The sequence below is a fragment of the Pseudomonas sp. HP_08 genome, assembly GCF_055284095.1.
Window position 1 is genome coordinate 354,130 of record NZ_JBTOQC010000034.1, and the last position, 25,778, is coordinate 379,907.

General features: G+C 61.3%; 31 protein-coding genes and 1 pseudogene. 17 read left to right on the forward strand and 15 right to left on the reverse strand.

Going from position 1 to position 25,778, the window contains the following annotated elements:
- Positions 1-39: 39 nt before the first annotated feature.
- Positions 40-216: a PA1571 family protein gene (locus ACYAS9_RS23705; RefSeq protein WP_459748040.1), complete on the reverse strand. Its 177-nt coding sequence runs from the start codon at positions 214-216 to the stop codon at positions 40-42.
- Between the two features lie 254 nt (positions 217-470).
- Between ACYAS9_RS23705 and ACYAS9_RS23710 the strand changes: the two genes are divergently transcribed.
- Positions 471-2,240, forward strand: a complete 1,770-nt coding sequence (locus ACYAS9_RS23710; protein WP_463570816.1) for an ABC transporter transmembrane domain-containing protein — start codon at positions 471-473, stop codon at positions 2,238-2,240.
- An 8-nt stretch (positions 2,241-2,248) separates the two neighbouring features.
- On the opposite strand, the gene ppnP is transcribed toward ACYAS9_RS23710, so the two are convergent.
- Both ppnP and ACYAS9_RS23720 read right to left on the reverse strand, forming a co-directional pair.
- A complete protein-coding gene (ppnP, locus tag ACYAS9_RS23715; protein ID WP_463570817.1) occupies positions 2,249-2,530 on the reverse strand; it encodes a pyrimidine/purine nucleoside phosphorylase in 282 nt (93 codons plus the stop codon).
- A gap of 91 nt (positions 2,531-2,621) precedes the next feature.
- Positions 2,622-3,164 carry a 3'-5' exonuclease gene (locus ACYAS9_RS23720; protein ID WP_463570947.1) on the reverse strand — a complete coding sequence of 181 codons (543 nt, stop codon included), beginning with the start codon at positions 3,162-3,164 and terminating at the stop codon, positions 2,622-2,624.
- 202 nt (positions 3,165-3,366) lie between these two features.
- On the opposite strand from ACYAS9_RS23720, the gene ACYAS9_RS23725 reads away from it, so the two are divergent.
- Positions 3,367-4,194, forward strand: coding sequence for a substrate-binding periplasmic protein (locus ACYAS9_RS23725; RefSeq protein ID WP_463570819.1), 828 nt, complete (start codon positions 3,367-3,369; stop codon positions 4,192-4,194).
- 32 nt (positions 4,195-4,226) lie between these two features.
- Here the strand turns inward: ACYAS9_RS23725 and ACYAS9_RS23730 are convergent, their stop codons facing one another.
- Positions 4,227-4,394 carry a DUF2897 family protein gene (locus ACYAS9_RS23730; protein ID WP_463570820.1) on the reverse strand — a complete coding sequence of 56 codons (168 nt, stop codon included), beginning with the start codon at positions 4,392-4,394 and terminating at the stop codon, positions 4,227-4,229.
- Positions 4,395-4,593: 199 nt separating this feature from the next.
- On the opposite strand from ACYAS9_RS23730, the gene pyrF reads away from it, so the two are divergent.
- The 4 genes and pseudogenes from pyrF to ACYAS9_RS23750 all read left to right on the forward strand — a co-directional run bounded on the left by pyrF (position 4,594) and on the right by ACYAS9_RS23750 (position 8,429).
- Positions 4,594-5,292 (forward strand): orotidine-5'-phosphate decarboxylase, encoded by a 699-nt coding sequence (gene pyrF, locus ACYAS9_RS23735; protein ID WP_463570822.1) that lies wholly within the window; start codon positions 4,594-4,596, stop codon positions 5,290-5,292.
- Between the two features lie 54 nt (positions 5,293-5,346).
- Positions 5,347-6,276 (forward strand): S66 peptidase family protein, encoded by a 930-nt coding sequence (locus tag ACYAS9_RS23740; RefSeq protein ID WP_463570823.1) that lies wholly within the window; start codon positions 5,347-5,349, stop codon positions 6,274-6,276.
- A gap of 1,067 nt (positions 6,277-7,343) precedes the next feature.
- Positions 7,344-7,571 (forward strand): annotated as a pseudogene (locus ACYAS9_RS23745) (HAMP domain-containing protein); the annotation flags it as partial.
- Entirely contained in the window at positions 7,566-8,429 is an 864-nt protein-coding gene (locus tag ACYAS9_RS23750) for a methyl-accepting chemotaxis protein (RefSeq protein ID WP_463570948.1), read from the forward strand. The pseudogene ACYAS9_RS23745 and the gene ACYAS9_RS23750, both read left to right, overlap by 6 nt.
- 12 nt (positions 8,430-8,441) lie before the next feature.
- On the opposite strand, the gene ACYAS9_RS23755 is transcribed toward ACYAS9_RS23750, so the two are convergent.
- Entirely contained in the window at positions 8,442-9,635 is a 1,194-nt protein-coding gene (locus ACYAS9_RS23755; protein ID WP_463570825.1) for a benzoate/H(+) symporter BenE family transporter, read from the reverse strand.
- Positions 9,636-9,741: 106 nt separating this feature from the next.
- Positions 9,742-10,212, reverse strand: coding sequence for a MarR family winged helix-turn-helix transcriptional regulator (locus ACYAS9_RS23760; RefSeq protein ID WP_463570827.1), 471 nt, complete (start codon positions 10,210-10,212; stop codon positions 9,742-9,744).
- 82 nt (positions 10,213-10,294) lie between these two features.
- Here ACYAS9_RS23760 and ACYAS9_RS23765 point away from each other — a divergent pair, with 82 nt between their 5' ends.
- Positions 10,295-11,461: an aminotransferase-like domain-containing protein gene (locus ACYAS9_RS23765; protein WP_463570828.1), complete on the forward strand. Its 1,167-nt coding sequence runs from the start codon at positions 10,295-10,297 to the stop codon at positions 11,459-11,461.
- A gap of 34 nt (positions 11,462-11,495) precedes the next feature.
- Positions 11,496-12,098, forward strand: a complete 603-nt coding sequence (locus ACYAS9_RS23770) for a glutathione S-transferase family protein (protein WP_463570830.1) — start codon at positions 11,496-11,498, stop codon at positions 12,096-12,098.
- 8 nt (positions 12,099-12,106) lie between these two features.
- Here the strand turns inward: ACYAS9_RS23770 and ACYAS9_RS23775 are convergent, their stop codons facing one another.
- Positions 12,107-13,000, reverse strand: a complete 894-nt coding sequence (locus ACYAS9_RS23775) for a LysR family transcriptional regulator (protein ID WP_463570832.1) — start codon at positions 12,998-13,000, stop codon at positions 12,107-12,109.
- Positions 13,001-13,101: 101 nt separating this feature from the next.
- Between ACYAS9_RS23775 and ACYAS9_RS23780 the strand changes: the two genes are divergently transcribed.
- Positions 13,102-13,506: a (R)-mandelonitrile lyase gene (locus ACYAS9_RS23780; protein ID WP_463570833.1), complete on the forward strand. Its 405-nt coding sequence runs from the start codon at positions 13,102-13,104 to the stop codon at positions 13,504-13,506.
- Between the two features lie 23 nt (positions 13,507-13,529).
- Here the strand turns inward: ACYAS9_RS23780 and ACYAS9_RS23785 are convergent, their stop codons facing one another.
- Positions 13,530-13,907, reverse strand: a complete 378-nt coding sequence (locus ACYAS9_RS23785; protein ID WP_463570835.1) for a glutaredoxin family protein — start codon at positions 13,905-13,907, stop codon at positions 13,530-13,532.
- A 54-nt stretch (positions 13,908-13,961) separates the two neighbouring features.
- Positions 13,962-14,507: a GTP cyclohydrolase I FolE gene (folE, locus tag ACYAS9_RS23790; protein WP_056840245.1), complete on the reverse strand. Its 546-nt coding sequence runs from the start codon at positions 14,505-14,507 to the stop codon at positions 13,962-13,964.
- Positions 14,508-14,721: 214 nt separating this feature from the next.
- On the opposite strand from folE, the gene ACYAS9_RS23795 reads away from it, so the two are divergent.
- The gene (locus tag ACYAS9_RS23795) at positions 14,722-14,916 is read left to right on the forward strand and encodes a hypothetical protein (protein ID WP_463570956.1); all 195 of its coding nucleotides are present in this window, start codon (positions 14,722-14,724) and stop codon (positions 14,914-14,916) included.
- A 23-nt stretch (positions 14,917-14,939) separates the two neighbouring features.
- Here ACYAS9_RS23795 and ACYAS9_RS23800 read toward each other — a convergent pair whose 3' ends face one another.
- Both ACYAS9_RS23800 and ACYAS9_RS23805 read right to left on the reverse strand, forming a co-directional pair.
- A complete protein-coding gene (locus ACYAS9_RS23800; protein ID WP_463570836.1) occupies positions 14,940-15,497 on the reverse strand; it encodes a Smr/MutS family protein in 558 nt (185 codons plus the stop codon).
- Positions 15,498-15,502: 5 nt separating this feature from the next.
- Positions 15,503-16,093, reverse strand: a complete 591-nt coding sequence (locus tag ACYAS9_RS23805; protein ID WP_463570838.1) for a cysteine hydrolase family protein — start codon at positions 16,091-16,093, stop codon at positions 15,503-15,505.
- Positions 16,094-16,318: 225 nt separating this feature from the next.
- On the opposite strand from ACYAS9_RS23805, the gene prmB reads away from it, so the two are divergent.
- The gene (gene prmB / locus ACYAS9_RS23810) at positions 16,319-17,227 is read left to right on the forward strand and encodes a 50S ribosomal protein L3 N(5)-glutamine methyltransferase (RefSeq protein WP_463570839.1); all 909 of its coding nucleotides are present in this window, start codon (positions 16,319-16,321) and stop codon (positions 17,225-17,227) included.
- Between the two features lie 3 nt (positions 17,228-17,230).
- On the opposite strand, the gene ACYAS9_RS23815 is transcribed toward prmB, so the two are convergent.
- On the reverse strand, positions 17,231-18,013 hold the full coding sequence (locus tag ACYAS9_RS23815) for a hypothetical protein (RefSeq protein WP_463570841.1): 783 nt from the start codon (positions 18,011-18,013) through the stop codon (positions 17,231-17,233).
- A 76-nt stretch (positions 18,014-18,089) separates the two neighbouring features.
- Positions 18,090-19,115 carry an alpha/beta hydrolase gene (locus ACYAS9_RS23820; RefSeq protein ID WP_463570842.1) on the reverse strand — a complete coding sequence of 342 codons (1,026 nt, stop codon included), beginning with the start codon at positions 19,113-19,115 and terminating at the stop codon, positions 18,090-18,092.
- Between the two features lie 131 nt (positions 19,116-19,246).
- On the opposite strand from ACYAS9_RS23820, the gene aroC reads away from it, so the two are divergent.
- From aroC to ACYAS9_RS23840, 4 genes are all read left to right on the forward strand, one after another.
- Complete coding sequence (aroC, locus tag ACYAS9_RS23825; protein ID WP_463570844.1) at positions 19,247-20,338, forward strand: chorismate synthase; 1,092 nt, start codon at positions 19,247-19,249, stop codon at positions 20,336-20,338.
- A 25-nt stretch (positions 20,339-20,363) separates the two neighbouring features.
- The gene (locus ACYAS9_RS23830; RefSeq protein ID WP_463570846.1) at positions 20,364-21,527 is read left to right on the forward strand and encodes an MFS transporter; all 1,164 of its coding nucleotides are present in this window, start codon (positions 20,364-20,366) and stop codon (positions 21,525-21,527) included.
- Positions 21,524-22,063 (forward strand): acireductone dioxygenase, encoded by a 540-nt coding sequence (locus ACYAS9_RS23835; RefSeq protein WP_463570848.1) that lies wholly within the window; start codon positions 21,524-21,526, stop codon positions 22,061-22,063. Before ACYAS9_RS23830 ends, ACYAS9_RS23835 begins: the two co-directional genes overlap by 4 nt.
- Before the next feature lie 174 nt (positions 22,064-22,237).
- A complete protein-coding gene (locus ACYAS9_RS23840; protein WP_463570850.1) occupies positions 22,238-22,930 on the forward strand; it encodes a helix-turn-helix transcriptional regulator in 693 nt (230 codons plus the stop codon).
- A gap of 118 nt (positions 22,931-23,048) precedes the next feature.
- On the opposite strand, the gene ACYAS9_RS23845 is transcribed toward ACYAS9_RS23840, so the two are convergent.
- Positions 23,049-23,327, reverse strand: a complete 279-nt coding sequence (locus ACYAS9_RS23845; protein WP_459748066.1) for a DUF3509 domain-containing protein — start codon at positions 23,325-23,327, stop codon at positions 23,049-23,051.
- A 335-nt stretch (positions 23,328-23,662) separates the two neighbouring features.
- On the opposite strand from ACYAS9_RS23845, the gene ACYAS9_RS23850 reads away from it, so the two are divergent.
- Together ACYAS9_RS23850 and ACYAS9_RS23855 are read left to right on the forward strand one after the other, a co-directional pair.
- A complete protein-coding gene (locus tag ACYAS9_RS23850; protein WP_463570852.1) occupies positions 23,663-24,187 on the forward strand; it encodes an ankyrin repeat domain-containing protein in 525 nt (174 codons plus the stop codon).
- A gap of 73 nt (positions 24,188-24,260) precedes the next feature.
- Positions 24,261-24,782 (forward strand): hypothetical protein, encoded by a 522-nt coding sequence (locus tag ACYAS9_RS23855; RefSeq protein ID WP_463570854.1) that lies wholly within the window; start codon positions 24,261-24,263, stop codon positions 24,780-24,782.
- A gap of 2 nt (positions 24,783-24,784) precedes the next feature.
- Here the strand turns inward: ACYAS9_RS23855 and ACYAS9_RS23860 are convergent, their stop codons facing one another.
- Positions 24,785-25,711 (reverse strand): ZIP family metal transporter, encoded by a 927-nt coding sequence (locus ACYAS9_RS23860; protein WP_463570856.1) that lies wholly within the window; start codon positions 25,709-25,711, stop codon positions 24,785-24,787.
- Positions 25,712-25,778 lie beyond the last annotated feature (67 nt).

Sequence of the window (25,778 nt, forward strand, 5' to 3'; positions counted from 1 at the left end):
ACCCGACACACAGGTCGGGTTTCAAGGCGATACGGTGGATCAATCTTGTTTGTCGGGGGTTACCCAGTGCTTGTCGCACTCCTGGCAGGCTTGCTGCACCATCGCTTCGGTAATCAGGACCTCGCGTCCATTGTCATCGACAATTGCGCCACCCACGGGAAGGTTGGGGGTGGCCCGAATGACCTCAACTTGATTGCCGCTATTATGCAAGCTCATGGTCTTTCTCCTTCATCAGATGTCGCATTCAGGTTAATTACGCTTGATGACCGCGCCGTGACACGGCACGACCGTTCCGTTGCCCGGTCAGTGCAGCAGAAAGGACTGTAAACATCCAGCGCATGCTTAGACCGATCTGCACGCGTGTCTCTACATTGTCGTCATAACCACGCTATGGTGGCTGGCGGCAGACGCACAGGTGCAACCGGTGTAGCCTTCGCCCTATATGTGATACGACAGATGGAATTGAGTTCATGGTTTTTGCGTTTTCCGGTGATTCGCGCCAGGCCCTGAGTCTGGCCTGGCACTTTGTTTCACCTTATCGCTGGCGCGTAGGCGCTGCTTTGCTGGCGTTGGTGGTAACGGCCAGCATCACCTTGTTCATGGGCCAGGGCATCAAACTGGTGGTCGACCAAGGCTTCATGACCCGCTCGACAGAAGCGCTCAATGAGTCCATTGCACTGTTCGTGTGTCTGATTCTGGGCCTGGCAGGCGGGACATTCGTGCGCTCCTATCTGGTTTCATGGACCGGTGAGCGGGTTGTCGCGGATGTGCGCAAGGCGGTTTTCAACCATTTGATCGACCTGCACCCTGGCTTCTACGAGTCCAACCGTGGCTCGGAGATACAGTCGCGGCTCACCGCCGATACAGCCTTGCTGCAATCGGTGATCGGCGCGTCGCTGTCGATGTTCCTGCGCAGTTCCCTGATGGTGATTGGCGGCATTGTGCTGCTGTTTATCACCAATCCGCGGTTGACCAGCATTGTCGTGGCCTGCCTGCCGCTGGTACTGGCGCCCATCGTGATCTTTGGCCGGCGTGTGCGGCGCCTGTCGCGGCAGAACCAGGACCGGGTCGCTGAGGTGGGCAGCTACGTGGCCGAAGCGCTGGGGCAGATCAAGACGGTACAGGCCTATAACCATCAGCCGCAGGACCGGCAGCGCTTTGCCGGCACGGTCGAGCAGGCCTTCGAGGCCGCACGCCGGCATATCCTGCAACGCGCCTTGCTGTTTACCCTGGTGATCGGGCTGGTGCTGGGCGCTGTCGCCGTGATGCTCTGGGTCGGCGGCATGGATGTGATTCACGGGCGTATTTCCAGCGGTGAGCTGGCTGCCTTCGTGTTTTATGCACTGATTGTCGGCACCTCGTTCGGCACCATCAGCGAGGTGATTGGCGAACTGCAACGGGCCGCCGGCGCAGCGCAACGTATCGGTGAGTTGTTGCAGGCGCGCAATGACGTGCATGTCCCGCTGACGCAGGCGGCCCGCTTGCCAGCGCGGGTCAGCGGTCGCCTGGAGCTGGAGGATCTCGGGTTTGCCTATCCCTCACGTCCCGAGCGCAAGGTGCTCGAGGCATTGAGCCTGACCATCGAGGCCGGCGAAACGCTGGCACTGGTCGGGCCTTCCGGGGCAGGCAAGTCGACATTGTTCGATTTGTTGCTGCGCTTCTATGACCCGCAGCAGGGTGAAATACGCATTGACGGTTTGCCCCTGCGGCAACTGGATCCGCATGATTTGCGCCGTTGTTTCGCGCTGGTGTCACAGAACCCCGCGCTGTTTTACGGCAGCATCGAAGACAACATTCGCTATGGCAGGCCCGAGGCCACCGATGAGCAGGTCGAAGCGGCAGCGCGCATCGCTCACGCCCACGAATTCATTCAGCAGATGAAAAACGGTTATCGCACGCACCTGGGCGAGGGTGGGCTGGGATTGTCCGGTGGGCAGCGGCAACGTCTGGCAATTGCCAGGGCGTTATTGGTCGATGCACCGATTCTGCTGCTGGACGAGGCAACCAGCGCGCTGGATGCGCAAAGCGAGCACCTGATTCAAGAGGCCTTGCCGAGCCTGATGAAGGGGCGCACCACGCTGGTAATTGCCCACCGCCTGGCCACTGTGCAGAACGCCGATCGCATTGCGGTGATCGATCAGGGGCGTCTGGTGGCGGTGGGCACGCATCGGCAGTTGATTGCGGGTAATCCGCTGTATGCACGCCTGGCGGCGTTGCAGTTCAATGCCGATGCGGTGTAACCGGGGGGTTAGCGGTATTCGCAGAGGTAAGCGGTATCTACGCTGACCTTAAGCTGGAACTTGCTGTTGGCCGGTACGTTGAAGCGGCTGCCGGAAGCGAAGGTCTGCCAGTCGCTGCTGTCGGGCAGCTTGACGATCAGTTCGCCGGAAATGACGTGCATGATCTCGGCCTGGGCCGTGCCGAATTCATATTCGCCTGCTGCCATCACACCGATGGTGGCCTGGCCTTCAGCCTGGCTGAAGGCGATGGATTTGACGGTGCCGTCGAAATACTCGTTGACCTTGAACATGGCGATTCCTTGAAGAATGGCTAAAAAAGGCCGGCCAGTATGCCGAACCCTATTCGTCGCGTCACTCGCTTCAAGGGATTGGTCAGTGCTTTCAGTTGGGCAGGATCAGCGGTAACAACCGCGCGGTGTTGCGCGCATCGACCAGGGCGCGATGCTGCTGGCCAGTGAACTGCATGCCGGCCAGTTGTAACGCACTGTTGAGGCCCACCGGTCGTTGCAACTGGCGCGCTTCGGCAAACCGGCGCTTGAGGTTGACGTAAGGCAGCTGCTGCAGGGCGCTGCTCAGTTGATGGTTGCGCCATTCTTCCTGCAGTTGCTTGTGGTCATAGTCGCCCCAGCTGGCCCAGCCCACGACACGGGCCTGGTGATGGCCCAGCCAGCGCTCGAACTGCATCCAGACACTGGGCAGCGAGGCTGCGCTGTCGACATCGCTCTGGCTGATGTGCGTCAGGTCCCGGCAAAAGTGCGTCAGCAGTGGCCGCCGTGCCGGGCGGACAAACCGTTCGAAATGATCCAGCTCACGCCCATCCTGATTGACCAGAGTGGCGCCGATTTCGATGATTTCCATTTCCGCGACCGGCCAACCGCCTTCCTCGGTAGTGGCTTCCAGGTCGATCACCAGCCAATGCGGCATGTTCAAGCTCCCATCCATCGTTTTCGGTACGCAAAACACGTTTATCCAGCGTAGCCAGATTCGCGCGAGTATGCGCAGGTATGTGTTACATCGACTCTAAACGCCGTTAAACGTGCCACTACCTGATGTCACTGCAGCAGCGAGGAGTTGTTTAACCGGTCAAAAACGCATAGCGTGTAGCGTTTTGCATGCGCCCCTAATCATGAAGTCTCTACGGCTGTTTATTGCTCTTCTGGCGCTGTCACTGGCGACCGTGTGGCCAGTGGGTGATGGGGTTGAGGCCGCGCAAGTGGTGCGCATCGGTGCCGTGCATTTTCCGCCGTATGTCATCCGTCCGGAAAATGGCCAGGGTCAGGGTTTGTTGTCCGAACTGGTTGACGCTCTCAACCGTCGCCAGAAGGCTTACGAGTTCGTGACGGTGCCCACCTCGGTGGCCCGGCGTTACCGCGATTTCTCTCAGGGGCGTATCGACCTTGCCGTTTTCGAAAACCCTAAGTGGGGCTGGCAGGATATCAGTCATGCGTGCGTGGACATGGGCCTGGAGGATGCCGAGGTCTTTGTCGCCCGGCGCGAGCAAGGCCGGCAGCAGGATTATTTTGCGAACCTGAAAGACAAGCACCTGGCGTTATTCAGCGGGTATCACTACGGCTTTGCGAGCTATAACGCTGACCCCAACTACCTCACGTCCAATTTCCAGGCGACGCTGACTTATTCGCACGAGAGTAATTTGTTGATGGTGGTGCGTGGACGTGTGGATATCGCACCGGTCACCCGTTCGTTTTTCAATGGCGTACAGATGCGCAAGAGTCTGCCCACCGAACAGCTTATGGTGTCCGAACGTGTGGATCAGGAGTACAGGCACTTTGCGCTGGTACGCCCCGGCGGCGCGATTACTGCTCAAGCATTTTCGGAATTGTTGGGTCAGGTGCGCGACACCGGCGAGCTGGCAAAAATCTTCGAGCCTTATGGTGTGCGAGTGGTCGCAGAGCCCGGCCCCGCAGGCGGCAAGCCCCGCTTGACGGCCAGGTAGAAGGCGGTGCGAGTGCACCGCCGGTTCGCGGCTTAGCGGTCTTTGGCCTCCTTGGCGTCCATCTCGGCATTGCGCTCGTGCACGCGCTTGAGCTGTTCTTCGGTCAGTGGCAGCTTGTGCGCCGTGTCGCGCAACATCATCAGCCCTCCAACGATCGAGCCTATTGCAACGATCAGAATTAACCAGGCATACCAGGGCATAGTGCGCACTCCTTCTTGTTCATACCGGTTTGAGCCATAGCGGCGTCCGATGGTTCCCAGTGTATGCCTGTCTGACGCCCGCAACATGGGCCTTCGGCCGGGCGCGCCGCAACAATGGCAAAAGCCGATCATCGGGTCCCGTCGCTGCTGATGATCGGCTACAATACGCGCCGATTTCGACCAGCCTGAGAACCCGCTAATGTCCGCCTGCCAGACCCCTGTCATCGTTGCCCTGGATTTTCCGACCCGTGACGCCGCCCTCAAGCTGGCCGATCAGCTCGATCCCAAGCTGTGCCGGGTCAAGGTCGGCAAGGAGCTGTTCACCAGTAGCGCATCGGGCATCGTTGAAACCCTGCGCGATCGCGGCTTCGAAGTGTTTCTGGACTTGAAGTTTCACGACATTCCCAACACCACCGCCATGGCCGTCAAGGCCGCCGCCGAAATGGGCGTGTGGATGGTCAATGTCCACTGCTCCGGCGGCCTGCGCATGATGCAGGCGTGCCGCGAAGTGCTGGACCAGCGCAGCGGCCCGCAGCCTCTGCTGATCGGCGTTACCGTACTGACCAGCATGGAGCGCGAAGACCTGGCCGGTATCGGCCTGGATATCGAGCCGCAGGAGCAGGTGCTGCGCCTGGCCGCGCTGGCCGAAAAGGCCGGTATGGACGGTCTGGTGTGCTCAGCCCAGGAAGCGCGTGCGCTCAAGGCCGCACACCCGTCGTTGCAATTGGTCACTCCGGGCATTCGTCCGGCCGGCAGTGCCCTGGACGATCAGCGCCGTATCCTGACCCCGCGTCAGGCGCTGGAGGCGGGTTCCGATTACCTGGTGATCGGCCGGCCGATCAGCCAGGCGGCCGATCCTGCTCAGGCGCTGGCGGCCGTGGTTGCCGAGCTGGCTTGAGCCCCAGGCTGGGCTACTCTGGATTGCCGGCTCACTGATTACGCGGATGCCCCAATGTCATTGATTGCAACGCTTCATCCCAAGGTTCTGCGCACAGGCGATGCCGTGGCCCTGGTTTCCCCGGCAGGTCCTGTGCAGGCCGACAAACTTGAAGCGGCCGTCAAGGTACTGGAAGGCTGGGGGCTCAGGCCTCGGGTGTATCCCCACGCGCTGGACCGGCATTCGTTTTATGCGGGCACCGATGCCGATCGTCTCGCCGACCTGAACCACGCCCTGAACGACCCTGAAATCCGTGCGGTGCTGTGCAACCGTGGCGGTTACGGGGCGCAGCGCATTGTCGGGCAGATGGACCTGGACGCCGTGCGCCGCGACCCCAAACTGCTCAGCGGCTTTTCCGATATCACCGTCTTGCATGGTGCGCTCTGGGCCCAGGCCAGGGTGGCCAGCGTGCACGGTCCGGTGGCTACCCAGCTTGGCGGCAGCCAGTCGTTTGCTGCCGGCTTGCGTCATGCGCTGATGACCACTGAACCGGTGCTGCTCAAGGCCAATCCGCAGGCCGGCACCGGCAGTGTACGCACCGGCGGTCGTGCCCAGGGTGTGCTGCTGGGCGGTAACCTGAGCATGCTCAGCACCTGTGTCGGCACGCCGTTCATGCCCGACCTCAAGGGCGCGATCCTGTTGCTTGAAGATGTCGGCGAGGCGGCTTACCGCGTTGACCGGATGCTGACGCATCTGGGCAACAGCGGTGTGCTGCAAGGGCTGGCCGGCATTGCCTTGGGGGATTTCAGCGTGCCGCACAATGCAGCAGGCGCCATCACGCCTGCCGATGTGTTGCTCGAACGCCTTGGCGGTTTGGGTATTGCGGTGCTTGGCGGCCTGCCGGTCGGCCATGGCGAGGCCAATCAGGCCGTGCCGTTGGGCACCGATGCGGTGCTTGATGCCGACGCCGGCACCTTGTTGGTGAGCGCTGCCGCTCACGCCTGAATGCTCGTGCAGGGTGGCGATGCCGGTTTCTGGTAAGCCACCTTGGGCAAAACATTCTGGAAGCGACCTCCATATAGCTTTTTGCTACCACTCCTGCGTTCCCTGCTTGTGCGGCTGCCTGCCCGTTGCGACTCTGCACGGATATTGAATGCTGCCGTAGCACTGTGCGCTTCGAACGGGGATGGGACGCTATGAGGTCGACCGGATTCACTCACCTGGGAATGGCGAAAAAGCTGGGCCTGGGTTTTGGCCTGGTGTTACTGCTGACGGCCCTGGTGGCGGGCATGGGGATCTGGTCACTGAAGCGCGTCAGCCAGCATTTCGACGGGCTCAAGCAGATGTCGTCGCTCAACAGCGGCTTGCTGGATGTGCGCCTGCTGGAGCAGGACTATGCCCTGCACAACGATCCGAAAGTCGCCGAGCGTTTGCGCGTTGATGTCGAGGCGCTCAACGCCCGTGCTGAAGCGCTGGCGGCCCATTCGCCGGCCAATGCTGCAGTGATGGAGAAGGTTCGCCAGGCGCTGGCGGACTATCGTCGTTCGTTCGATGCCTTTGTCGATATCAACCAAAGCAAGGACCTGGCGCTGGAGATGGCCAACTGGTCGGTTTCCAGTGTCGCCAATAACCTTGAGGTGCTGCAGAACGGCCTGGCCGACGATGGCGCCTGGACCCTCAAGGATTCCCAGGGCAAGGACGGCGCGCAATTTATCGAACAAGCCGGCAAGGTCAGCCAGGTCGCCCGGTTGATGCTGCAAGCCATGGACGAAGCCCGCGTGCGCCTGGACAAGAGCCGCCGCACAGGTTCGGGGGAAGAGGTGCGCACCGGCACCATCGAGCAGGCCGAACAGGCCAGGGTGCTGGCCGAAGAGCTCAAGGGCGCGATCACTGATCCGGGTTATCAGACCGTGATCAACGAGGTCAGCGGCCACATTGCCAACTTCAATGACCAGCTCAAGCAATACACCGATCTGCTGGCCAGGCAGGCCGGTATCGCCGAACAACTGGCCGGTAACGCCCGGCAAGTAGTGGAGCAGGTACGCCAGGTGTATGCCGCCGAAGATCAGGCGATGCAGCAACAGCTCACTGTCGATACCTGGCAGATCATCGCCTCGTCTGTGGTGGCCTTGCTGGTTGGCCTGATCGCCTCCTGGTTGATCACGCGGCTGATCGTCGGCCCGCTGCAGCAGGTGATCAGCCAGGCACAGCGCATTGCCGCCGGCGACTTGAGCGGCAGTGTCCAGGTTGAGCGCCGCGACGAGATCGGGCAGTTGATGCAGGCCATGCAGCAGATGAGCACGGGCCTGAGCCAGATTGTCAGCGGGTTGCAGGACGGTATCGAGAAGCTGGCCAGTTCAGCCCATGACCTGTCAGCGGTGACCGAGCAGACCAACCTGGAGGTCAGCAGCCAGAAGGAAGAAACCGAGCAAGTGGCCACGGCCATGAACCAGATGACCGCGACCGTGCACGATGTGGCGCGCAATGCCGAGCAGGCTGCGCTGGCGGCACAAAGCGCCGATGAAAAGGTCGGCACCGGTCAGGCAGTGGTGCGCCAGAGCTTGCAGCGCATCGAGCAATTGGCGCTTTCTTCGACCTCGGCCAGCGAGAGCATCGAAAGCCTCAGCGCCCAGGTGCAGAACATCGATCAGGTGCTTGGGGTGATCAAGAGCGTGGCCGAGCAGACCAATCTGCTGGCCCTCAATGCCGCGATTGAAGCCGCGCGGGCCGGCGAGCAGGGGCGCGGTTTTGCCGTGGTGGCCGACGAGGTGCGTGCGCTGGCGCGGCGTACCCAGCAATCCACCGCCGAGATCGAGAGTCTGGTGGTCAGCCTGCGCAGCGGCGCCCGCGCGTCGGTGGTGCAGATCCAGAGCAGCAGCGAACTGGTCAGGCTGGCCGTCGGCGATGCCCGCGAGACCGAAAATGCCCTGAGCAGTATCGCCACGGCCGTCTCGACCATTGAGCAGATGAACCAGCAGATTGCCGCCGCCGCCGAACAACAGAGCTCGGTGGCCGAAGAAATCAACCGCAGCGTCACCAGCATTCGCAGCAGCGCCGACCAATCGGCCTTGGCCATGCAGGGCAACGCCGCGTCAAGTGTCGAGCTGGCAGCGCTGGGCCATCAGCTCAAAGGCATGGTCGGGCATTTTCGGCTGTAAGGTCGTTCTCGGTCACGATTTACGTGCATTCAGAATCAGCAGCGTCAACACGCCCGCCACAATGCCCCAGAACGCCGAGCCTACCGAAAACAGGGTCAGGCCGGAGGCGGTGACCATGAAGGTGATCAGCGCCGCTTCGCGTTCGTTGGGTTCCTGCATCGCCACGGTCAAGCCATTGATGATCGAGCCGAACAGCGCCAGCGCTGCAATCGACAGCACCAGCTCCTTGGGGAAGGCGGCGAACAACGCTGCCAGGGTCGCGCCATACAGGCCGGCGATGGCATAGAACACCCCGCACCAGATGGCGGCGGTGTAGCGCTTGCTCTTGTCTTCATGCGCATGCGGGCCGGTGCAGATTGCCGCGCTGATTGCCGCCAGGTTGATCCCGTGCGAGCCAAACGGCGCCGCTAGCAGCGACACCAGCCCGGTCACGGTGATCAGCGGTGAAGACGGTGTGTCATAGCCATCGGCGCGCAACACGGCGACACCGGGCATGTTTTGCGAGGCCATGGCGACCACGAACAGCGGGATGCCGATGCTGATGGTTGCGGCCAGCGAGAAGCTGGGCGTGGTCCACACCGGCGTCGCCAGCTCCAGCGCGAAACCGCTGAAATTCAGCAGGCCCAGCATGGCAGACAAGCCGATGCCGACCAGCAAGGCAGCCAGCACCGAATAGCGTGGCGAGACGCGCTTGATGATCAGGTAGGTGAAAAACATGCCCAGTACCAGACCGGTGCGATGCTGGGCGGCGATAAAGATTTCACTGCCGATCTTGAACAGGATGCCGGCCAGCAAGGCGGCGGCCAGTGACGCCGGCAAGCGCCGCACCAACCGCTCGAAGCTGCCGGTCAGGCCGCACAGGGTGACCATCACCGCACAGGTGATGAACGCGCCGATGGCTTCGGGATAACTGACCCCGCCCAGACTGGTGACCAGCAATGCGGCGCCCGGCGTCGACCAGGCCACGGTGATCGGTGTGCGATAGCGCAGCGACAGGCCGATGCTGCACAGCGCCATGCCCATGAACAAGGCCCACAGCCATGAAGAAATCTGCCCGCCGCTCAGGCCTGCGGCCTGGCCGGCCTGGAACATCAGCACCAGCGAACTGGTGCAGCCGGTCATCATGGCGATGAAGCCGGCCACCACCGAGGACAACGAAGAATCTGCCAAAGGGCGAAGGGGCGTCTTCACGGCGGTCTGGGGCATGCGGGTCTTTCCTTAAAAGCGCACAAATGACAAGGGCGCTCAGCCTAAACCCAAGGGTTACAAGACATTACGATACAGCGAAGGGCGTATTGGACCGTACAGTTGTTCACTCCGATTCCGGCACAGGCGCGCTGGTGCCCGATTGCAAGGTCTTGCCCAGCGCCTGGTTGACGCTCAGCCAGCCATCCACCGCCTCTTGCCCGGCCTCGGCAAACACGCGCTGCAACAGCTTGACCTGTTCGCGGCGCAACGCCTGCTCGAATTTCTGACCTTCAGCGCTCAGCGCCAGCAGGCGCTTGCGCTTGTCGGTCTCGGGTGCGCTGCTGTGCACCATCTCCATGGTCACCAGCTGGCGCAACGGCATGTTCAGCGCCTGCTTGCTGACCCCAAGCACAGCGAGCAGCTCTTTGACGCTCAAGCCGGGATAGCGGGCGATGAAAAACAGAATGCGCTGATGCACGCGACTAAAGCCGCGCCGCGCCAGCATTTCATCGGCCTTGGCGGTGAATGCCTGGTAGCCGAAGAAAAAGGCTTCCATGGCAATTTGCTGATTGGAGCAGTTTTTAAGGTCAAGCATATTGACGTATCTACTGATGGCATCGTAGTTTTGGTCAACCAGTTTGACGTATTTCCCTTCTGCTCGGCTACCGGTGAATGTCATGGCTTTTTCTGAACGAGTGTCACGTCTCAAAAGTTCTCTGATCCGCGAAATCCTGGCCGCTGCCCAGCGTCCTGAAGTCATGTCGTTTGCCGGTGGCTTGCCTGCCGAGTCGATGCTGCCGGCGGTGGACTGGTCGGCGATGCCGGTCGGCCTGGGCCAGTACGGCATGAGCGAAGGCGAGCCTGCGTTGCGCGAAGCCCTGGCGGCCGAGGCGCGAGCATTGGGTATCGACTGCCAGGCCAGCCAGGTGCTGGTGGTCAGTGGCTCGCAGCAGACGCTCGACCTGGCCGCCAAGCTGTACATCGACCAGGGCACCGAAATCCTTATGGAGGGCCCGACCTATCTGGCCGCGTTGCAAATCTTCCAGCTGTTCGGCGCTGATTGCCTGACCGTGCCGGTACAGGCCGAAGGCCCGGACCTGAGTGCCTTGCGCCAGCGTCTTGAGCAGCACACGCCAGCGTTCACCTATCTGATACCGACCTTTCAGAACCCGTCCGGTGTGCGCTACAGCGAAGAGCGTCGCGAAGCGGTGGCAGCCTTGCTCGACGAGTTCGGCGTGACCCTGATCGAAGACGAGCCCTATCGTGAACTGACTTTCGATGGCGGCAGCGCGAAACCGATCGTGGCGCGCTTGCGCAAGGCCAGCTGGATCTACACCGGCACCGTCTCCAAAACCCTGCTGCCGGGCCTGCGCGTCGGCTACCTGATCGCCAGCCCCGATCTGTTTCCGCACCTGCTGCGCCTCAAGCAATCGGCTGATCTGCACACCAACCGGATCGGCCAGTGGCAGGCGTTGCAGTGGATCGGCAGTGCCAGATACAACGACCATCTGGGCGTGCTGCGCCAGTTCTACCGCGAGCGCCGCGATGCGTTCGAGGCGGCACTGCAAACGCACTTTGCCGATCTGGCGAACTGGAACACCCCGCAGGGCGGGCTGTTTTTCTGGCTGACCCTCAAGCAACCGCTCGACACCCGGACCCTGCTCGATGCCGCGCTGGGCCAGGATGTGGCGTTCATGCCGGGCGAGCCATTCTTTGCCGATCCGCAGGCTAATCTCGGCCACCTGCGGCTCAATTTCAGCCATATCGACCCTGCGCGTCTGGACGAAGGGCTCAAACGTCTGGCCGCTGTCGTGCGTGGGGCACAACTTGAACAAGCGGCCTGAATGACATTTTTACGATCAAGCCAGGAGAGGGACGATGTACAAGGTTTACGGTGATTACAACTCGGGCAATTGCTACAAGATCAAGCTGATGCTCAGCCTGCTGGGTTTGCCCTGTGAATGGGTGGCGGTTGACATTCTCAAGGGCGAAACCCGCACGCCGGCATTTTTGCAGAAGAACCCCAATGGCAAGATTCCGGTGCTGGAGCTCGACGACGGCACTTGCCTGTGGGAATCCAACGCCATTCTGAATTTTCTCGCCGAGGGCAGCGCTTACTTGCCCACCGAGGCGCGCCTGCGCACGCAAGTGCTGCAATGGCAGTTTTTCGAGCAATACAGCCATGAGCCGAGCATTGCCGTGGCACGTTTTATTCAGTTCTATCTCGGCATGCCGGCCGAGCGGCGCGAGGAGTACCAGCTCAAGCTGCAGGAAGGCTATCGCGCGCTGGCGGTGATGGAACAGCAACTTGAGCGCACGCCGTTTCTCGTGGGCAACGACTTTTCCATTGCTGACATCACGCTGTATGCCTACACCCATGTGGCGCATCAGGGCGGTTTCGACCTGGCGGCCTACCCGGCAATTGGCCGCTGGCTGGCGCGGGTGCAGGCATTGCCTGGGTATGTGGGCATGCTCGATTGATCGGCCGATCAGCCTTGGTAACGTAGCGCCTCGATGACCAGCGCCAGTGCCGGGGACAACTGGCGCCGGTTGGCGTAATACAGGTGGTATCCGGGAAAGCACGGCCACCAGTCCTGCAGCACCGGTATCAGCGCGCCGCTGGCCAGGTACTTTTGCGCCAGGTCCAGCGGCACATAGGCCAGGTCTTGCCCGTCGAGGGCGGCCTGCACCATCAGAAAGGTGTTGTTGAAAATGGCCTGGCCTTTGACCCGCACATTCAGTGATTGACCCTCTTTTTCGAAATCCCACGCATACAGCGCGCCGTGGGTAGGCAGCCGCAAGTTGACGCAGGTGTGTTCGGTCAGATCCTTGGGGTGTTGCGGCGCCGTACGGCCGTGCAGGTAAGCAGGCGAGCCGACCGCGGCCATGCGAAAGTCCGGCCCGATGCGTACGGCGATCATGTCCTTGTCGACCTGATCGCCCAACCGCACGCCGGCATCGAAACGCTGGCCGGCAATATCGGTCAGGGCATAGTCCACGCTAAGTTCGACCTGGATATCAGGGTATTGCTCAAGCACCGGGTGCAGCTTTGGCCACAGCGCGGCGCTGATTGCATGGTCATCAGCGGTGATGCGCACAAGGCCTGCCGGTTTGTCGCGCATCGAACCCAGCAGTTCCAGTTCTGCTTCGATCTCATCCAGGCGTGGCCCCAGAGTGGCGAGCAGTCGCGCACCGGCTTCTGTGGTCGAAACGCTGCGCGTGGTGCGGGTCAGCAGCCGTATGCCCAGCCGGGCTTCAAGCGCCAGCATGCTGTGGCTCAGTGCCGAGCGGGAAATACCCAATTGAGCCGCTGCCCTGGTGAAGCTGCGTGCTCTGGCCACCGCTACGAAAGCCTGAAGGTCGGGAAGCGTTTCTCGAGACATTGGTGTGGCTCATTCACAAGAGCATTCGAATTTGCGCATCTTATCAACCAATCACCCAGTGCGTACCTTGAGGCATCTGTTGTGTTCTAGAGGAATGACTGATGAAACTCCACCGTGCAGGCTCTCAACCCTCGATCAAGGGATCACCTGAATTTTTCACCGGCAATGTGCGTATCGACCCGCTGAATTCGCCGCCCGAGCCATCGCGCGTGTCATGCGCCAGCGTGACCTTCGAGCCGGGTGCGCGCAGTGCCTGGCACACTCATCCAGTGGGGCAGACTCTGATCGTGACCAGCGGGTGTGGCTGGACTCAGTGCGAGGGCGAGGCAATTGTCGAAATCCGTGCCGGCGACGTTATCTGGTGCCCGCCCGGCCATCGTCACTGGCATGGCGCGACAGCGACGACGTCAATGACCCATATCGCCATTCAGGAGGCGCTCGATGGCAGCGCCGTGCACTGGATGGAACAGGTCACCGACGAACAATATCTGGGTGGGGCGGGTTGAGCGCGTCAGCAGGCTGATGCCGCTCAGACGGCGCCGAAGCGCTGATCCAGATAACCGATGATCAGCTTGGACTCGTACAGCCAGGTGACCTTGTCGCCTTCCTGAATGCGCAGGCAAGGCACCTTGATCCGGCCGCCCTCATTGAGCAGGGTCTGCCGGTCGGCCTCGTTGTTCTTGGCGTCCCGCAAGGCCACCGGCACGTTAAGGCGGTGCAGGGCGCGACGGGTCTTCACGCAGAACGGGCAGGCATGAAACTGATACAGGGTCAGGTCCTTGGCCGCTTGCTCGACGTCGGCCTGGGCCTGCGGGCTGCGTTTCTTGCGGGCAGGGCGCGAGACGGCGTCGCCAAGAACGATGAGTTGGCCGAGACCAACCCGAAGGGCTTTCATGAGCACGGGCATACCTCTTTGGGGCGGAGCGGGCGGCAGGGCAGGGCACCGTGCCGCCGGGGCCTGTTACTTGATCAGGCTGAGAAATTCGCTGCGTGTCGCCGCGTTGTCGCGGAACTCGCCGAGCATCACCGAGGTGATCATCGAAGAATTCTGCTTTTCCACACCGCGCATCATCATGCACATGTGCTTGGCTTCGATCACCACGGCAACGCCCAGGGCGCCGGTGACCTGTTGCACGGCTTCAGCGATCTGGCGGCTGAGGTTTTCCTGAATCTGCAGGCGACGGGCGTACATGTCGACGATACGCGCAACCTTCGACAGCCCCAGCACTTTGCCATTGGGGATATAGGCCACGTGGGCCTTGCCGATAAACGGCAGCAGATGGTGCTCGCACAACGAATACAGCTCGATGTCCTTGACCATCACCATCTCACTGGCGTCGGAGCTGAACAGCGCGTCGTTGGTGACTTCTTCGAGCGTCTGCTGATAGCCGCGGCACAGGTACTGCATGGCTTTGGCAGCCCGCTTGGGCGTGTCGCGCAGACCTTCGCGGGCGACGTCTTCACCCAGTTGACCCAATATGGCGGTGTAGTTGTGTTCCAGTGTCACAGGACTGTGTTTCCGTATGGATAGCGATCAGGTGCACATACTACCCGACCCATGCGAGCAGGTGTATGGGTGCGTATAAAACGCCAGCTATCGCCCGGAGTGGCTCTGTATCGATTTGCTTACCAAGCGGCGACCAAGGCGCTACCTACTTTTGCCTGCCTGGGCAGTCTGATGCTGCAGATCATCTTGATTGTTGTCAGAGAGTGAAACGCACATGTTGAGTCGAGTAGCAAAAATAGCGATGTTCGTCGCCGTGTTGTCATCGGTGTCCGGCTGCTGGCCGTTCTGGGGGCCGGGTGGCCACGGCGGTCATGGTGGTGGCGGCGGAGGCGGCGGTGGTCATCACCAGGGTGGTCCCGGTGGCGGCGGCGGCCCAGGCGGTGGTGGTCCAGGCCCGGGCCTGCGCTGAGCCCGATAAGGCGGGGCGCGCGGTTACTCGTCGCGCCCTTCGAGCATGGTGCGCTTGAGCAGCACATACAGCGCGCCTGCGCCGCCATGTTTGGCCAGGCATGAGCAAAAGCCCAGCACCTGCGGGTGCTGTCGCAGCCAAGTGTTGACGTGGCTTTTGATCATCGGCCGCTTGCCATCTAGGCGCTGCGCCTTGCCGTGGGTCACCCGCACACAGCGGATTTCCAGCCTGGTGGCTTCGGCGAGAAACGCCCAGAGGGTTTCGCGCGCCACTTCCACATTCATGCCATGCAGGTCCAGGCTGCCCTCAAAGGACACCTGACCCAGCTTGAGCTTGCGCATCTGTCCTTCCTGGACACCATCACGTGCCCAGTGCAAGACATCTTCAGGCCCGACATCGATGACGAATTGATCGGACAAGCCATCGATGGTGACCGTGGCAACGCTGGCCACGGCCGACTGGCGCAGCTTGTCCAGCTGACGGCGGTCTGCCTTGGGTTTGCCCAGGTCGGCATGCACGTGGCGGATCTGTTTCACACCGCGCATTTCGTTGTGAAAAAGGGAAAAATCATCGTCTGGCATAGGGATCAGATCAGGTCTTTAGTCACGACCACAGTGGCAAAGTTGTCGGCCATGACCGCCATTTCGGTGCGATGCACGACTTGCGCGCTGATCACGCCGTCCGGGCTGGGCAGGTCGCGGGTGGCGCAGGCATCGTCCACCAGGGTGCAACGGTAGCCGTAATCCTTGGTGGCGCGCACCGTGGTGCTGATGCTCGAATGGCTCATGAAGCCGCAAACGATCAGGTCCAGGTGGCCGAGGCTCTGCAACAGCTCATGCAGGCCGGTGCCATTGAAGGCGTTGGGCAGGCGTTTCTCGACCACGTGCTCGCCTTCGAGCGGCAGCAGCTCGGGGACCAGTTTGCCGCGTTCGCCCTGCGGGTCGAACAAGCCGCCCACAGTACCCAGATGGCGAATATGCACGATGGGGCACTTGGCGGCGCGGGCCTTTTCCACCAGCAAGCCGATGTTGGCCAGCGCTTCGTTGACACCGGTCAGTGCCAGAGGGCCGCTGAGGTACTCTTTCTGGGCATCGATGATGATCAGCGTGGCATTGCTCAGGCTGGCCCGGGCGTGAACCCGTCCGCTGAGTTGAAACATGGTCTTAAGAGAAGACATCTGGGGCTCCTTCAAGTGGGGCTTTTGTCACATTGTCCTCTGGTCGAGCGATTCTGTGAATCGCCACAATTCAAAGCCACGGTTTTAGAGGGCTGCAGGACAAAGGAGCGCGTGCTGGATGGTGGCTGTTTGCCTTGATGGAAGGGGTGCAATGGTAGACACTCTGCAACTTTCCGTCACCCACTGCTGTTAGAATCCTCCGTCGTTTTCCCAGGAGCTTGCCCCATGATTACTTCCCGCCTGCGCACCGTGCGCGACCATATCCGCTGGGCTGTCAGTCGGTTTCATGAGGAAGATGTGTTTTTCGGTCACGGTACCGACAACGCCTGGGACGATGCCCGGCAACTGGTGCTCGGTGCCTTGCACCTGCCGTGGGAAATCACCGACAGCTATCTGGACTGTCGTCTGGAGGTCGATGAAATCGCCGAATTGCAGCGCCTGATCAAGCGCCGTATCGACGAGCGTGTGCCGACGCCTTACTTGCTGGGTGAGGCCTGGTTCTGCGGCATGTCGTTCATCGTCGATGACCGCGTGCTGATCCCGCGTTCGCCGATTGCAGAGCTGATCGAGGAGCATTTTGCGCCCTGGCTGGCCAATGACCCTGCGCGAATTCTCGATCTTTGCACCGGCTCGGGCTGCATCGGTATTGCCTGCGCCGACGTCTTCCCGCAGGCAGAAGTGATTCTTTCCGACCTGTCTTTCGATGCCCTTGAAGTGGCCAACCAGAACATCGAGCGCCATGGCCTGGACGAGCGTGTCTACACGGTGCAGGGCGATGGTTTTCAGGGGTTGCCGGGTCAGCGTTTCGACTTGATCGTGTCCAACCCGCCGTATGTCGATGCCGAAGACTTTGCCGATATGCCCGACGAGTACCAGCACGAGCCGGAACTGGCGCTGGCCTGCGGTGACGACGGCCTGAACCTGGTGCGCCGCATGCTCAGCGAAGCGGCCGACCACCTGACTGAAAAGGGACTGTTGATTGTCGAGGTCGGCAACAGCCAGGTGCATGTGCAGGCGCTGTACCCGGAAGTCGATTTTGCCTGGCTGGACTTCAAGCGCGGCGGTGATGGCGTGTTCATGCTGACCGCCGAACAATGCCGTACGCATCGCGCCTTGTTCGAGTCGAAGGTATAGCGCCTATCGGTGCGTCGCAATCCAGATCAGCAGGCCAGCCTGGAACACTGCAAAGGTGACCAGGCAGGCGATGGTAAAGCGCAGGCTGCTGTCTTCACGCTTGTACTTGTTGACCCGCTCTTCATGTTTGCGGATTTCCATTTCCTGCGTTGCCAGGTTTTGTTCGGCTCTTTCCAGCATGAAGGCGGCGTCGATGATTTCGACGATCTGCACCTTGTCGTTGTTCCAGGTGTTGTGCAGGTTGCCGACCTGTACTGCCTTGATGCTGCCCTTCATGTGCTGGGTGTCTTCATACCCGACTTCAAAACCCTGAGTGCGCAGGAAGTGATCACGGCGCTGGCGGGTGTCTTCGTTCAAACCGTCCTTGCTGGCCAGCGCAAAGCCTTCGAGCTTGTAGGTCGACCAGCGTTTTTGCGCCCAGTGAATCGCATGAGCAATCAGAAAACGCCCCAGGCCACGGTTCCACGGCTCGACCTGCAAGCCTGAATCCGGCCCGAAACGCACCACGCGCAGTTGATGGTCGGCCCACACGTCCAGATGGTTCTGCTCGCGGCGCACCCGTTGCCCCGGCAACTGGATGTTGATGCGCAACAGGCTCAGTTCGCGGCTGTGGCGTTCGGCGCGACCGAACTGCACGAAGCGCAAAGGCCGGCCGCCGGTGGCTCGGTCGGTGGGCAAGGGCGCCAGGCGCAGCATCTGGAAGTGTTCGGGAACCACATCTTCCCAAGGCTGCGGCGGCGCGGCGGGCTCTTCAGCAGGTTTTTCAGTTTCGGCGGCTTGGGTCATTCATGGCAATCCTGTCCACGGCCGTGCACGGCGCACACACAGCCAGTGCCTCGCTATCGGCCAGCCTGCGCAACTCTTAAGGGGTACGTGGCGCATTGACGTCAACATTCTGTTGTGTGGAGACCTGCTCGTCGATGAAGGCCAGGATGTGTCGGCTCAGTTCACTGGCCAGCGGCAGCTTGGGGTTGCGATAGGAACGCAATTGTTGTTCCAGGTCATTGGGCACGATGCGCAGTACATGATTCATGCCGTCGATCAGTGCCAGCTGCGATTCTGGCCGGGCCTTGTGCAGCAACTGCGCGTCCTCGACGCTGACCTGAATGTCGTTGCGCCCCTGTACGATCAGCGCCGGCACCTTGATGCTGGCGAAGGCCGCCGCCGGGTCCTGGCGCAGCAGCGAGATCAGGTAAGGCTGCACGCTGGGGCGGAACACCACCATCAGTTCCTTGGGCACCTTGGAGTCGGTGCGTCCGGCCTTGAGCGCGTCGAGAATCCGGTCGCTGCGTTCGCGCAGATTCTCGGGCAGGCGTTCCTGTAGCTGCTCGCGCAGCACCTGATCCACCGGTCGCCCGGTGCCGCCCACGGTGATGACCGCTGCGGCGCCGGACTGTTCTGCGGCCAGTGAAGCCAGCAACGCGCCTTCACTGTGCCCCAGCAGAATCAGCGGCCCCATGCGCGGGTCGGCTTTTAGCTGGCGCGACCAGGCCAGTACGTCGGCGACATAGCCTTCCACGCTCAGATTGCGTTCATCGGGTGTGGCCGCCTTGCTGGCCGCGACCCCGCGCTTGTCGTAGCGCACGCTGGCAATGTTGTGCCGCGACAGGGTAATCGCCAGTTGCTTGAGGCTGTCGTTGCGTCCGCCTTCAGGGTTGTTGCCGTTGCGGTCGGTCGGCCCGGAGCCGGCAATGATCAGCACCACCGGCACCGGTTTATCTGAACGTGGCAGCAGCAGGGTGCCGTACAGCGTGCCATTGCCGGTCTGCACGCTGATCGGGCGTTGCAGCACGCTGGGCGCTGCGGCCTGGGCAATGCCGGCAAGCAGTGTCATGGCCAGGCAGAGCAGGGCAGGCAAGGAGCGAGTCAGAAAAATTCCAGGGTGCATCACAAGGCCATCATCAGGGAGTTATCGCTTGGACGCGCCGCGCCTGCGAAGGTTCGTGGATGAACTGTGCGCCGAGCCTGCGTATACTGCGCGCCTGCTTTTCTCGAACTGGTTTTTCTCGGAGCCCTCGCATGTCCGGCAACACTTTCGGCAAGCTGTTCACTGTCACCACCGCCGGCGAAAGCCACGGCCCGGCGCTGGTCGCTATCGTCGACGGCTGCCCGCCGGGTATCGAGCTGTCGCTTGAAGACCTGCAGCGTGACCTGGACCGGCGCAAGCCCGGCACCAGCCGCCACACCACCCAGCGCCAGGAAGCCGATGAGGTAGAGATTCTGTCTGGCGTCTTCGAGGGCAAGACCACCGGCACCTCGATCGGCCTGCTGATCCGCAACACCGACCAGAAGTCCAAGGACTACTCGGCGATCAAGGACCAGTTCCGCCCGGCGCACGCCGATTACACCTACCACCACAAATACGGCATCCGCGATTACCGTGGCGGTGGTCGCAGCTCGGCGCGCGAGACCGCCATGCGCGTCGCGGCCGGTGCCATCGCCAAGAAATACCTGGCCAGCCTGGGCATCACCGTGCGTGGCTACATGAGCCAGTTGGGCCCGATCCCTATCGAGTTCAAGGGCTGGGACAGCGTCGAGCAAAACGCCTTTTTCTCGCCTGATCCTGACAAGGTGCCAGAGCTGGAAGCCTATATGGACCAGCTGCGCCGTGACCAGGACTCGGTCGGCGCGAAAATCACGGTAGTGGCCGAAGGCGTAATGCCGGGGCTGGGCGAGCCGATCTTCGACCGTCTCGACGCCGAACTGGCTCACGCGCTGATGAGCATCAATGCGGTCAAGGGCGTTGAAATCGGCGCCGGTTTCGCCTGCGTCGCCCAGCGTGGCACCGAGCATCGCGACGAGCTGACGCCTGAGGGCTTTGTGTCGAATCAATCGGGCGGCATCGTCGGTGGCATTTCGTCGGGCCAGCCGATTGTCGCGCACCTGGCGCTCAAGCCGACGTCCAGCATCACCACGCCGGGCCGTTCCATCGATGTCGACGGCAAGCCGACTGACGTCATCACCAAGGGCCGTCACGACCCATGCGTCGGCATTCGCGCTACACCGATTGCCGAGGCAATGATGGCCATCGTGCTGCTCGACCACCTGCTGCGTCATCGCGGGCAGAACGCCGATGTGCGGGTCGCCACGCCGGTGCTGGGCCAGCTGTGATCCATCCTGGCTCAAGAGCCACGGCGTGACGCCGTCTGCCGACGGACAGTTGCCTTACTGGCGGCTGTCCGGGTTCTACCTGTTCTATTTCGCCCTGCTGGGCTCCACGGCGCCATTTCTGGCGCTGTATTTCAATCATCTCGGCTTTTCCAGTGCGCGCATCGGCGAACTGGTTGCCATTCCCATGCTGATGCGCTGCATCGCGCCTAACCTGTGGGGCTGGCTGGGCGATGTCAGCGGGCGGCGGCTGGCCATCGTGCGCTTTGGCGCGGCCTGCACGGTGCTGACCTTCGCGCTGATCCTGGTCGACAAAAGCTATGCCTGGCTGGCGATGGTCATGGCCCTGCATGCGTTTTTCTGGCATGCCGTGCTGCCGCAGTTCGAGGTCATCACCCTGGCGCACCTGCGCGACCAACCCTGGCGCTACAGCCAGGTGCGGGTCTGGGGCTCGGTCGGCTTCACGCTTGCGGTGGTGGTGCTGGGGGCTTTGTTGCAGCACTTCAGTCTGGACCTTTACCCGTACCTGCTGCTGGCGATCATGGTTGGTATTGCCCTGAGCAGTTGGCAGGTGCCCAATGCCCAGCCTGTGGTGAAGACTGCCAGGATCGATGAGGGCGGCTTGTGGCGGCAATTGACCCGCCCCGGCGTGCTGGCCTTTTATGCCTGCGTGGCCTTGATGCAGCTCAGTCACGGGCCGTATTACACTTTCCTGACCCTGCACCTTGAGCATCTAGGCTATGGCCGTGGCGCCATCGGCCTGCTCTGGGCGCTGGGCGTGGTGGCCGAGGTGTTGATCTTCATGGTCATGGGCCGGGTGTTGCAGCGTTTCAGCGTGCGCAAGGTGCTGCTGGCCAGTTTTCTGCTGGCGGCGTTGCGCTGGCTATTGCTTGGGCAGTGGCCCGAATACCCCGCCGTGCTGCTGTTCGCGCAACTGCTGCATGCCGCGACCTTCGGCAGCTTTCACGCCGCCGCGATTCATTTTGTGCAACACAGTTTCGGCTCGCGCCAGCAAGGTCAGGGTCAGGCGCTGTATGCGGCGCTGTCCGGCACAGGCGGCGCGTTGGGTGCTTTGTACGCGGGTTACAGCTGGAACACGCTGGGCCCGGCCTGGACATTCGGCATTGCCAGCCTGGCGGCATTGGCTGCCGCCGGCCTGATCGTCACTATTCATAAGGAATTGCCCGCATGAGCAGTTTGTTCGTTTATCACCAGTCTTGCCCCGATGTACCGCACAAGGTGCTTAACCATCAGGAAGACATCACCTCGACCCTGGCTGAGCAAGGCGTGGCCTTTACTCGAGTGCAGGTTGCGACGCCGATCGTGCCGGGCGCCAGCGTGCAAGAGGTCATGGCGGCATTCAAGGCGCAGATCGACACGCTTGAAACACGCCAGGCCGCGCTGGAGGTGATCAGCGTGGGCAACGATCACACGCAAAAGGGCGAGCTGCGTGGACGCTATCTTCAAGAGCAGTTTCATGAGGCCGACGAAGTGTGCTTTATCGCTGCCGGTCGTGGCTTGTTCAGCCTGCACCTTGGCGAATATGTCTATGCGCTGTTGTGCGAGCGCAACGATGTGCTTTCAGTGCCGGCCGGTACCCGCCGCTGGTTCGATATGGGTGAGAACCCGTATCTGGTGGCCATCCGTCTGTTCAGCCAGCCTGACGGTGATGCCATCCGCGTAACGGGTGATGACATCGCCAGCCGCTTCGCCGGTCTCGACGACTGAGCGCTATTGCGCGGCCTTCAGGCCCTTGAATGTCAGTGATGTCCGATGCATCGGTAGGACCCCATCTGTTTGTCGGTCAGTCTCGCCTGTTTGTTGGGTGGTCAGGTTTTAAACGTGTTTATTGCTGTAGGTTCATGTCTGCGCCCCAGCCTGATCCATCACACAGGCACGACAATGGATTTACTGATACAGCACACGGTGAGCAGCATTTCCGAACGCGATGGCCTGGTGGCCATCGAAAACGCCCTTGAGTGGCTACGGCAGGAATGCCGCTGCGAACGAGCCTTGTTCTACCAGTTCAAGGGCGCGTCATTACTGACCCTCGCCACCTCCAATGTCGATGACGCCTGGCGCCGCTTTTATCAGCGGGGCCAGATGCTGGCCGAAGACCCGGTGATTCGCTGTTACCGCAATCAGATGGGGTTCATCGAGTGGCGCGATGCCTTCAGGCAATACCCGACATCGCCGGCCTGCCTGAAGGCGGCGCAGCGTTACGGTTTGCTGCCGGCGCAGTCTTATGGCTACACCAGTCATTGCCGGGGCATGAACGGGGTGATTTCGGTGTGTACCCTGGGCGGCCTGCATCGCGGCCTTACCAGTGAAAACAAATACTTGTTGAGCAGTCTGGTGCCGGTGCTGCACATGGTCGGGCGCGGCACGCGGCTGCGCTCGCAAGGGCTGGCCGAGCGTGAGCTGCAAATACTGCGCTGGGCGCGGGAGGGCAAGACCAGTGGCCAGATTGCGCTGATGCGTGAGGTGTCCGAGGCGACGGTCAAATATCACTTCAAGGTGATTTACGGCAAGCTGGGCGTGGCCAACCGGGCACAGGCGGTGGGCGAGGCCCTATGTCGCGGGCTGATTGGCTAGGGCAATACACGCGCAAAAAAATACCGCGAAAGCGTCAGGCAATCGCGGTCAGATCGAGGGAGCAATACGGTAGAGCGTGCGGTGCCGCCAACCGACGGCTCTGCAGATTCAGCAAATTTCAGCGAGTGTGGTACGTCGGCAGATCGAAGCGGTGCTGGCTTTGCAGCATGGTGATGGCTGGCAACTCGCTGGCCTGGGCGGCGAGGTCGCGGCGGATGGCGCTGATCAGCCATTCCAGTTGCACCGGGGTATTCAGTTGGGCGTAGGACACGCAGCGGCGGGTCTGATTGCCGTCGTGATCACGCAGGGTCAGCAGGACGCCGCCATCAGGGCGAGCCTGAGTGGTAACAACGTAGTCAGAAAAGACCGAGGCGAATTTTTCCTGGATAAAAGTCATGTCTGGCGGCTCCGTAGGTCATTGAATATCAAGCGTGACCTAGTGATTGCAGTGTCTGTGCCAGTATGATGCTTTTATAAAATTCCTTTAAAATCAGTAATTTATGAATGTGCTGATTTTTCGGTCTCGTGCAAAATGCATGAATGGCTCTCGTGCATCCTGCATTTTGCCGGTCGTAGGACCACTGGTTCCGGTAAAAAGTGCCGTATCTATTTCTCTATCGGCTTTATAGCCAGCACTGCGTTGACCCCGGTCGAACCGCTGGTGAGACTGGCGGTCATTGTCTACAGCGCATCATTTGTTCGATTGCCCGAATTTCGCCTCAGGAGAGTTTCATGACCGACGCCCATCGTAATCCGCCTCAAGAAATGACTGATGAGGAGACCGCCGAGTTTGCCGAGCAGGTGTTCGACGTTGCCCGCCAGGGTGACGCATTCATGCTCGAGCGCCTGCTCGACAAGGGCTTGCCTGTCAATTTGCGTAACCACAAGGGCGATACCCTGTTGATGCTGGCCAGTTACCACGGCCACTTGTCTGCTGTGCAGGTGTTGCTCAAGCACCAGGCCGACCCTGAAATCCGCAACGACAACGGCCAGAGTCCGATTGCCGGCGCGGCGTTCAAGGGCGATGTGGCCGTGGTCAAGGCGCTGGTCGAGGCGGGCGCGAATGTCGAAGGCGCTTCAGCCGACGGACGCACTGCGCTGATGATGGCGGCAATGTTCAACCGCACAGCGATTGTCGACTATCTGATTGCTCAGGGCGCCGACCCTCATGCCCGCGATGCGCGCGGCGTGACCCCGTTGGGCGCCGCCCAGGCCATGGGTGCGCCCGACACGGCAGCACAATTGGCAGCGATCTGACAGGCTGAGATAGAGCTGCGCAGACATTCCCGTTATTCTGCGCGGCTCTTTTTGCTTGTCCAAGGATCGCCCCATGAAAGATTCCCTCATCGAACTCATCACCAAGGTCAGCTCCGGCTGCCTGGGCGAGCAAGAGATTCAGCGGATTGCCGACGAAGCGACCCAGGCATTCGCAGACCCTGCGGCATTTCTGGCGGCCAATCCCGATATCAATTACGACGACAGCTTCCCCATTCCTCTGGGCGAATGGGTCGTGGTCGGCAGCCTGCCCGACACCGTGCTGTTCCAGGCCGATAACTACATGGACCTGTTCAGCCAGATTGTCGCCTCGTTCGGCCCTGAAGTGTCGTTCAACATCAAGCCCAAGCAACTGGCCAAGACCGAGCCGTTGACGGCGCTCAACCGCATCCAGATTCAACTGAGCAGCATGAACAAGGATGCTGGCGGTTACGTGCTGATGAACTTCAGCCAGCCACTGGACGACGAGCTGCAGGCTGTATTGGTGTACGGCTGCGACGAACAGCGGGTCGTTGAGCTGGCCGCCGAGGCAGGCATTCACGCGGCTCCTGCGCTCAAGGCTTTGCAAGACGCCTGAGGTTAACCCAGCGCCGTATCGAGAAACATCATCACCGCAAAGCCGCCCATCAGCCCCAGGGTCGCCGAGGTCTGGTGGCCGTTGCGGTGGGTTTCCGGGATCACCTCGTGGGACACCACAAACAGCATCGCGCCCGCCGCCAGCCCCAGGCTGAGCGGGTAGGCGATGGCAAAGCCGCTGGAGATGCCCAGGCCGACCAGTGCGCCCAAAGGCTCCATCAAGCCTGAACCCACTGCAATCAACATGGCTTTAAGGGGCGAAAGCCCGATGGTGCGCAGGGCCAGCGCAATGGCCAGGCCTTCGGGAATATCCTGGATCGCGATGGCGCTGGTCAGCGGCAGGCCAACGTTCATGTCGCCGCCTGCAAAGCTGACACCGATGGCCATGCCTTCGGGCAGGTTATGCAGGGTAATGGCCAGCACAAACAGCCAGACCCGATTGATGCGCTCGGCATTGGGCCCTTGGCGGCCGACGCTTTCATGCTCGTGCGGCGTGAATTTTTCCAGGCCCAGCATCAACAAAACACCCAGCCCAAGGCCTGCGACCACCGTGGCTGCGGCCAGGGTGTTGTTGTCGGTGATGTCACGGGCAGCGGCCAGGCCGGGCAGGATAAGCGAAAACGAACTGGCGGCCAGCATCATGCCGGCGGCGAAGCCGAGCATGATGTCCTGAGTGCGCTGGGCTATATCGCGAAACACTATCGCCATGATCGCGCCCAGCGCCGTGGCGGTAAAACCGGCACTGCCGCCAAGCAGGGCATGTTCGAGATTGACCCGATTGGCGCCGTTGACGGCGTTATACAGGCTGGCGATGCCCAAACCGATAATGGTGACGAGAGCCAGTGCAAAGCCCAGGCTCATCAGCGGTGCGGCCTGCACCTGAGCCGACCAGGTCGCGCGCAAGGTACGCAGTGAAGCGGGTGTTGGCATGAAACGACACCTTTCATAAAGAAGCAGAGTCATAAAGAAGCAGAGCAATTCTGTGATTTCCGAGCCT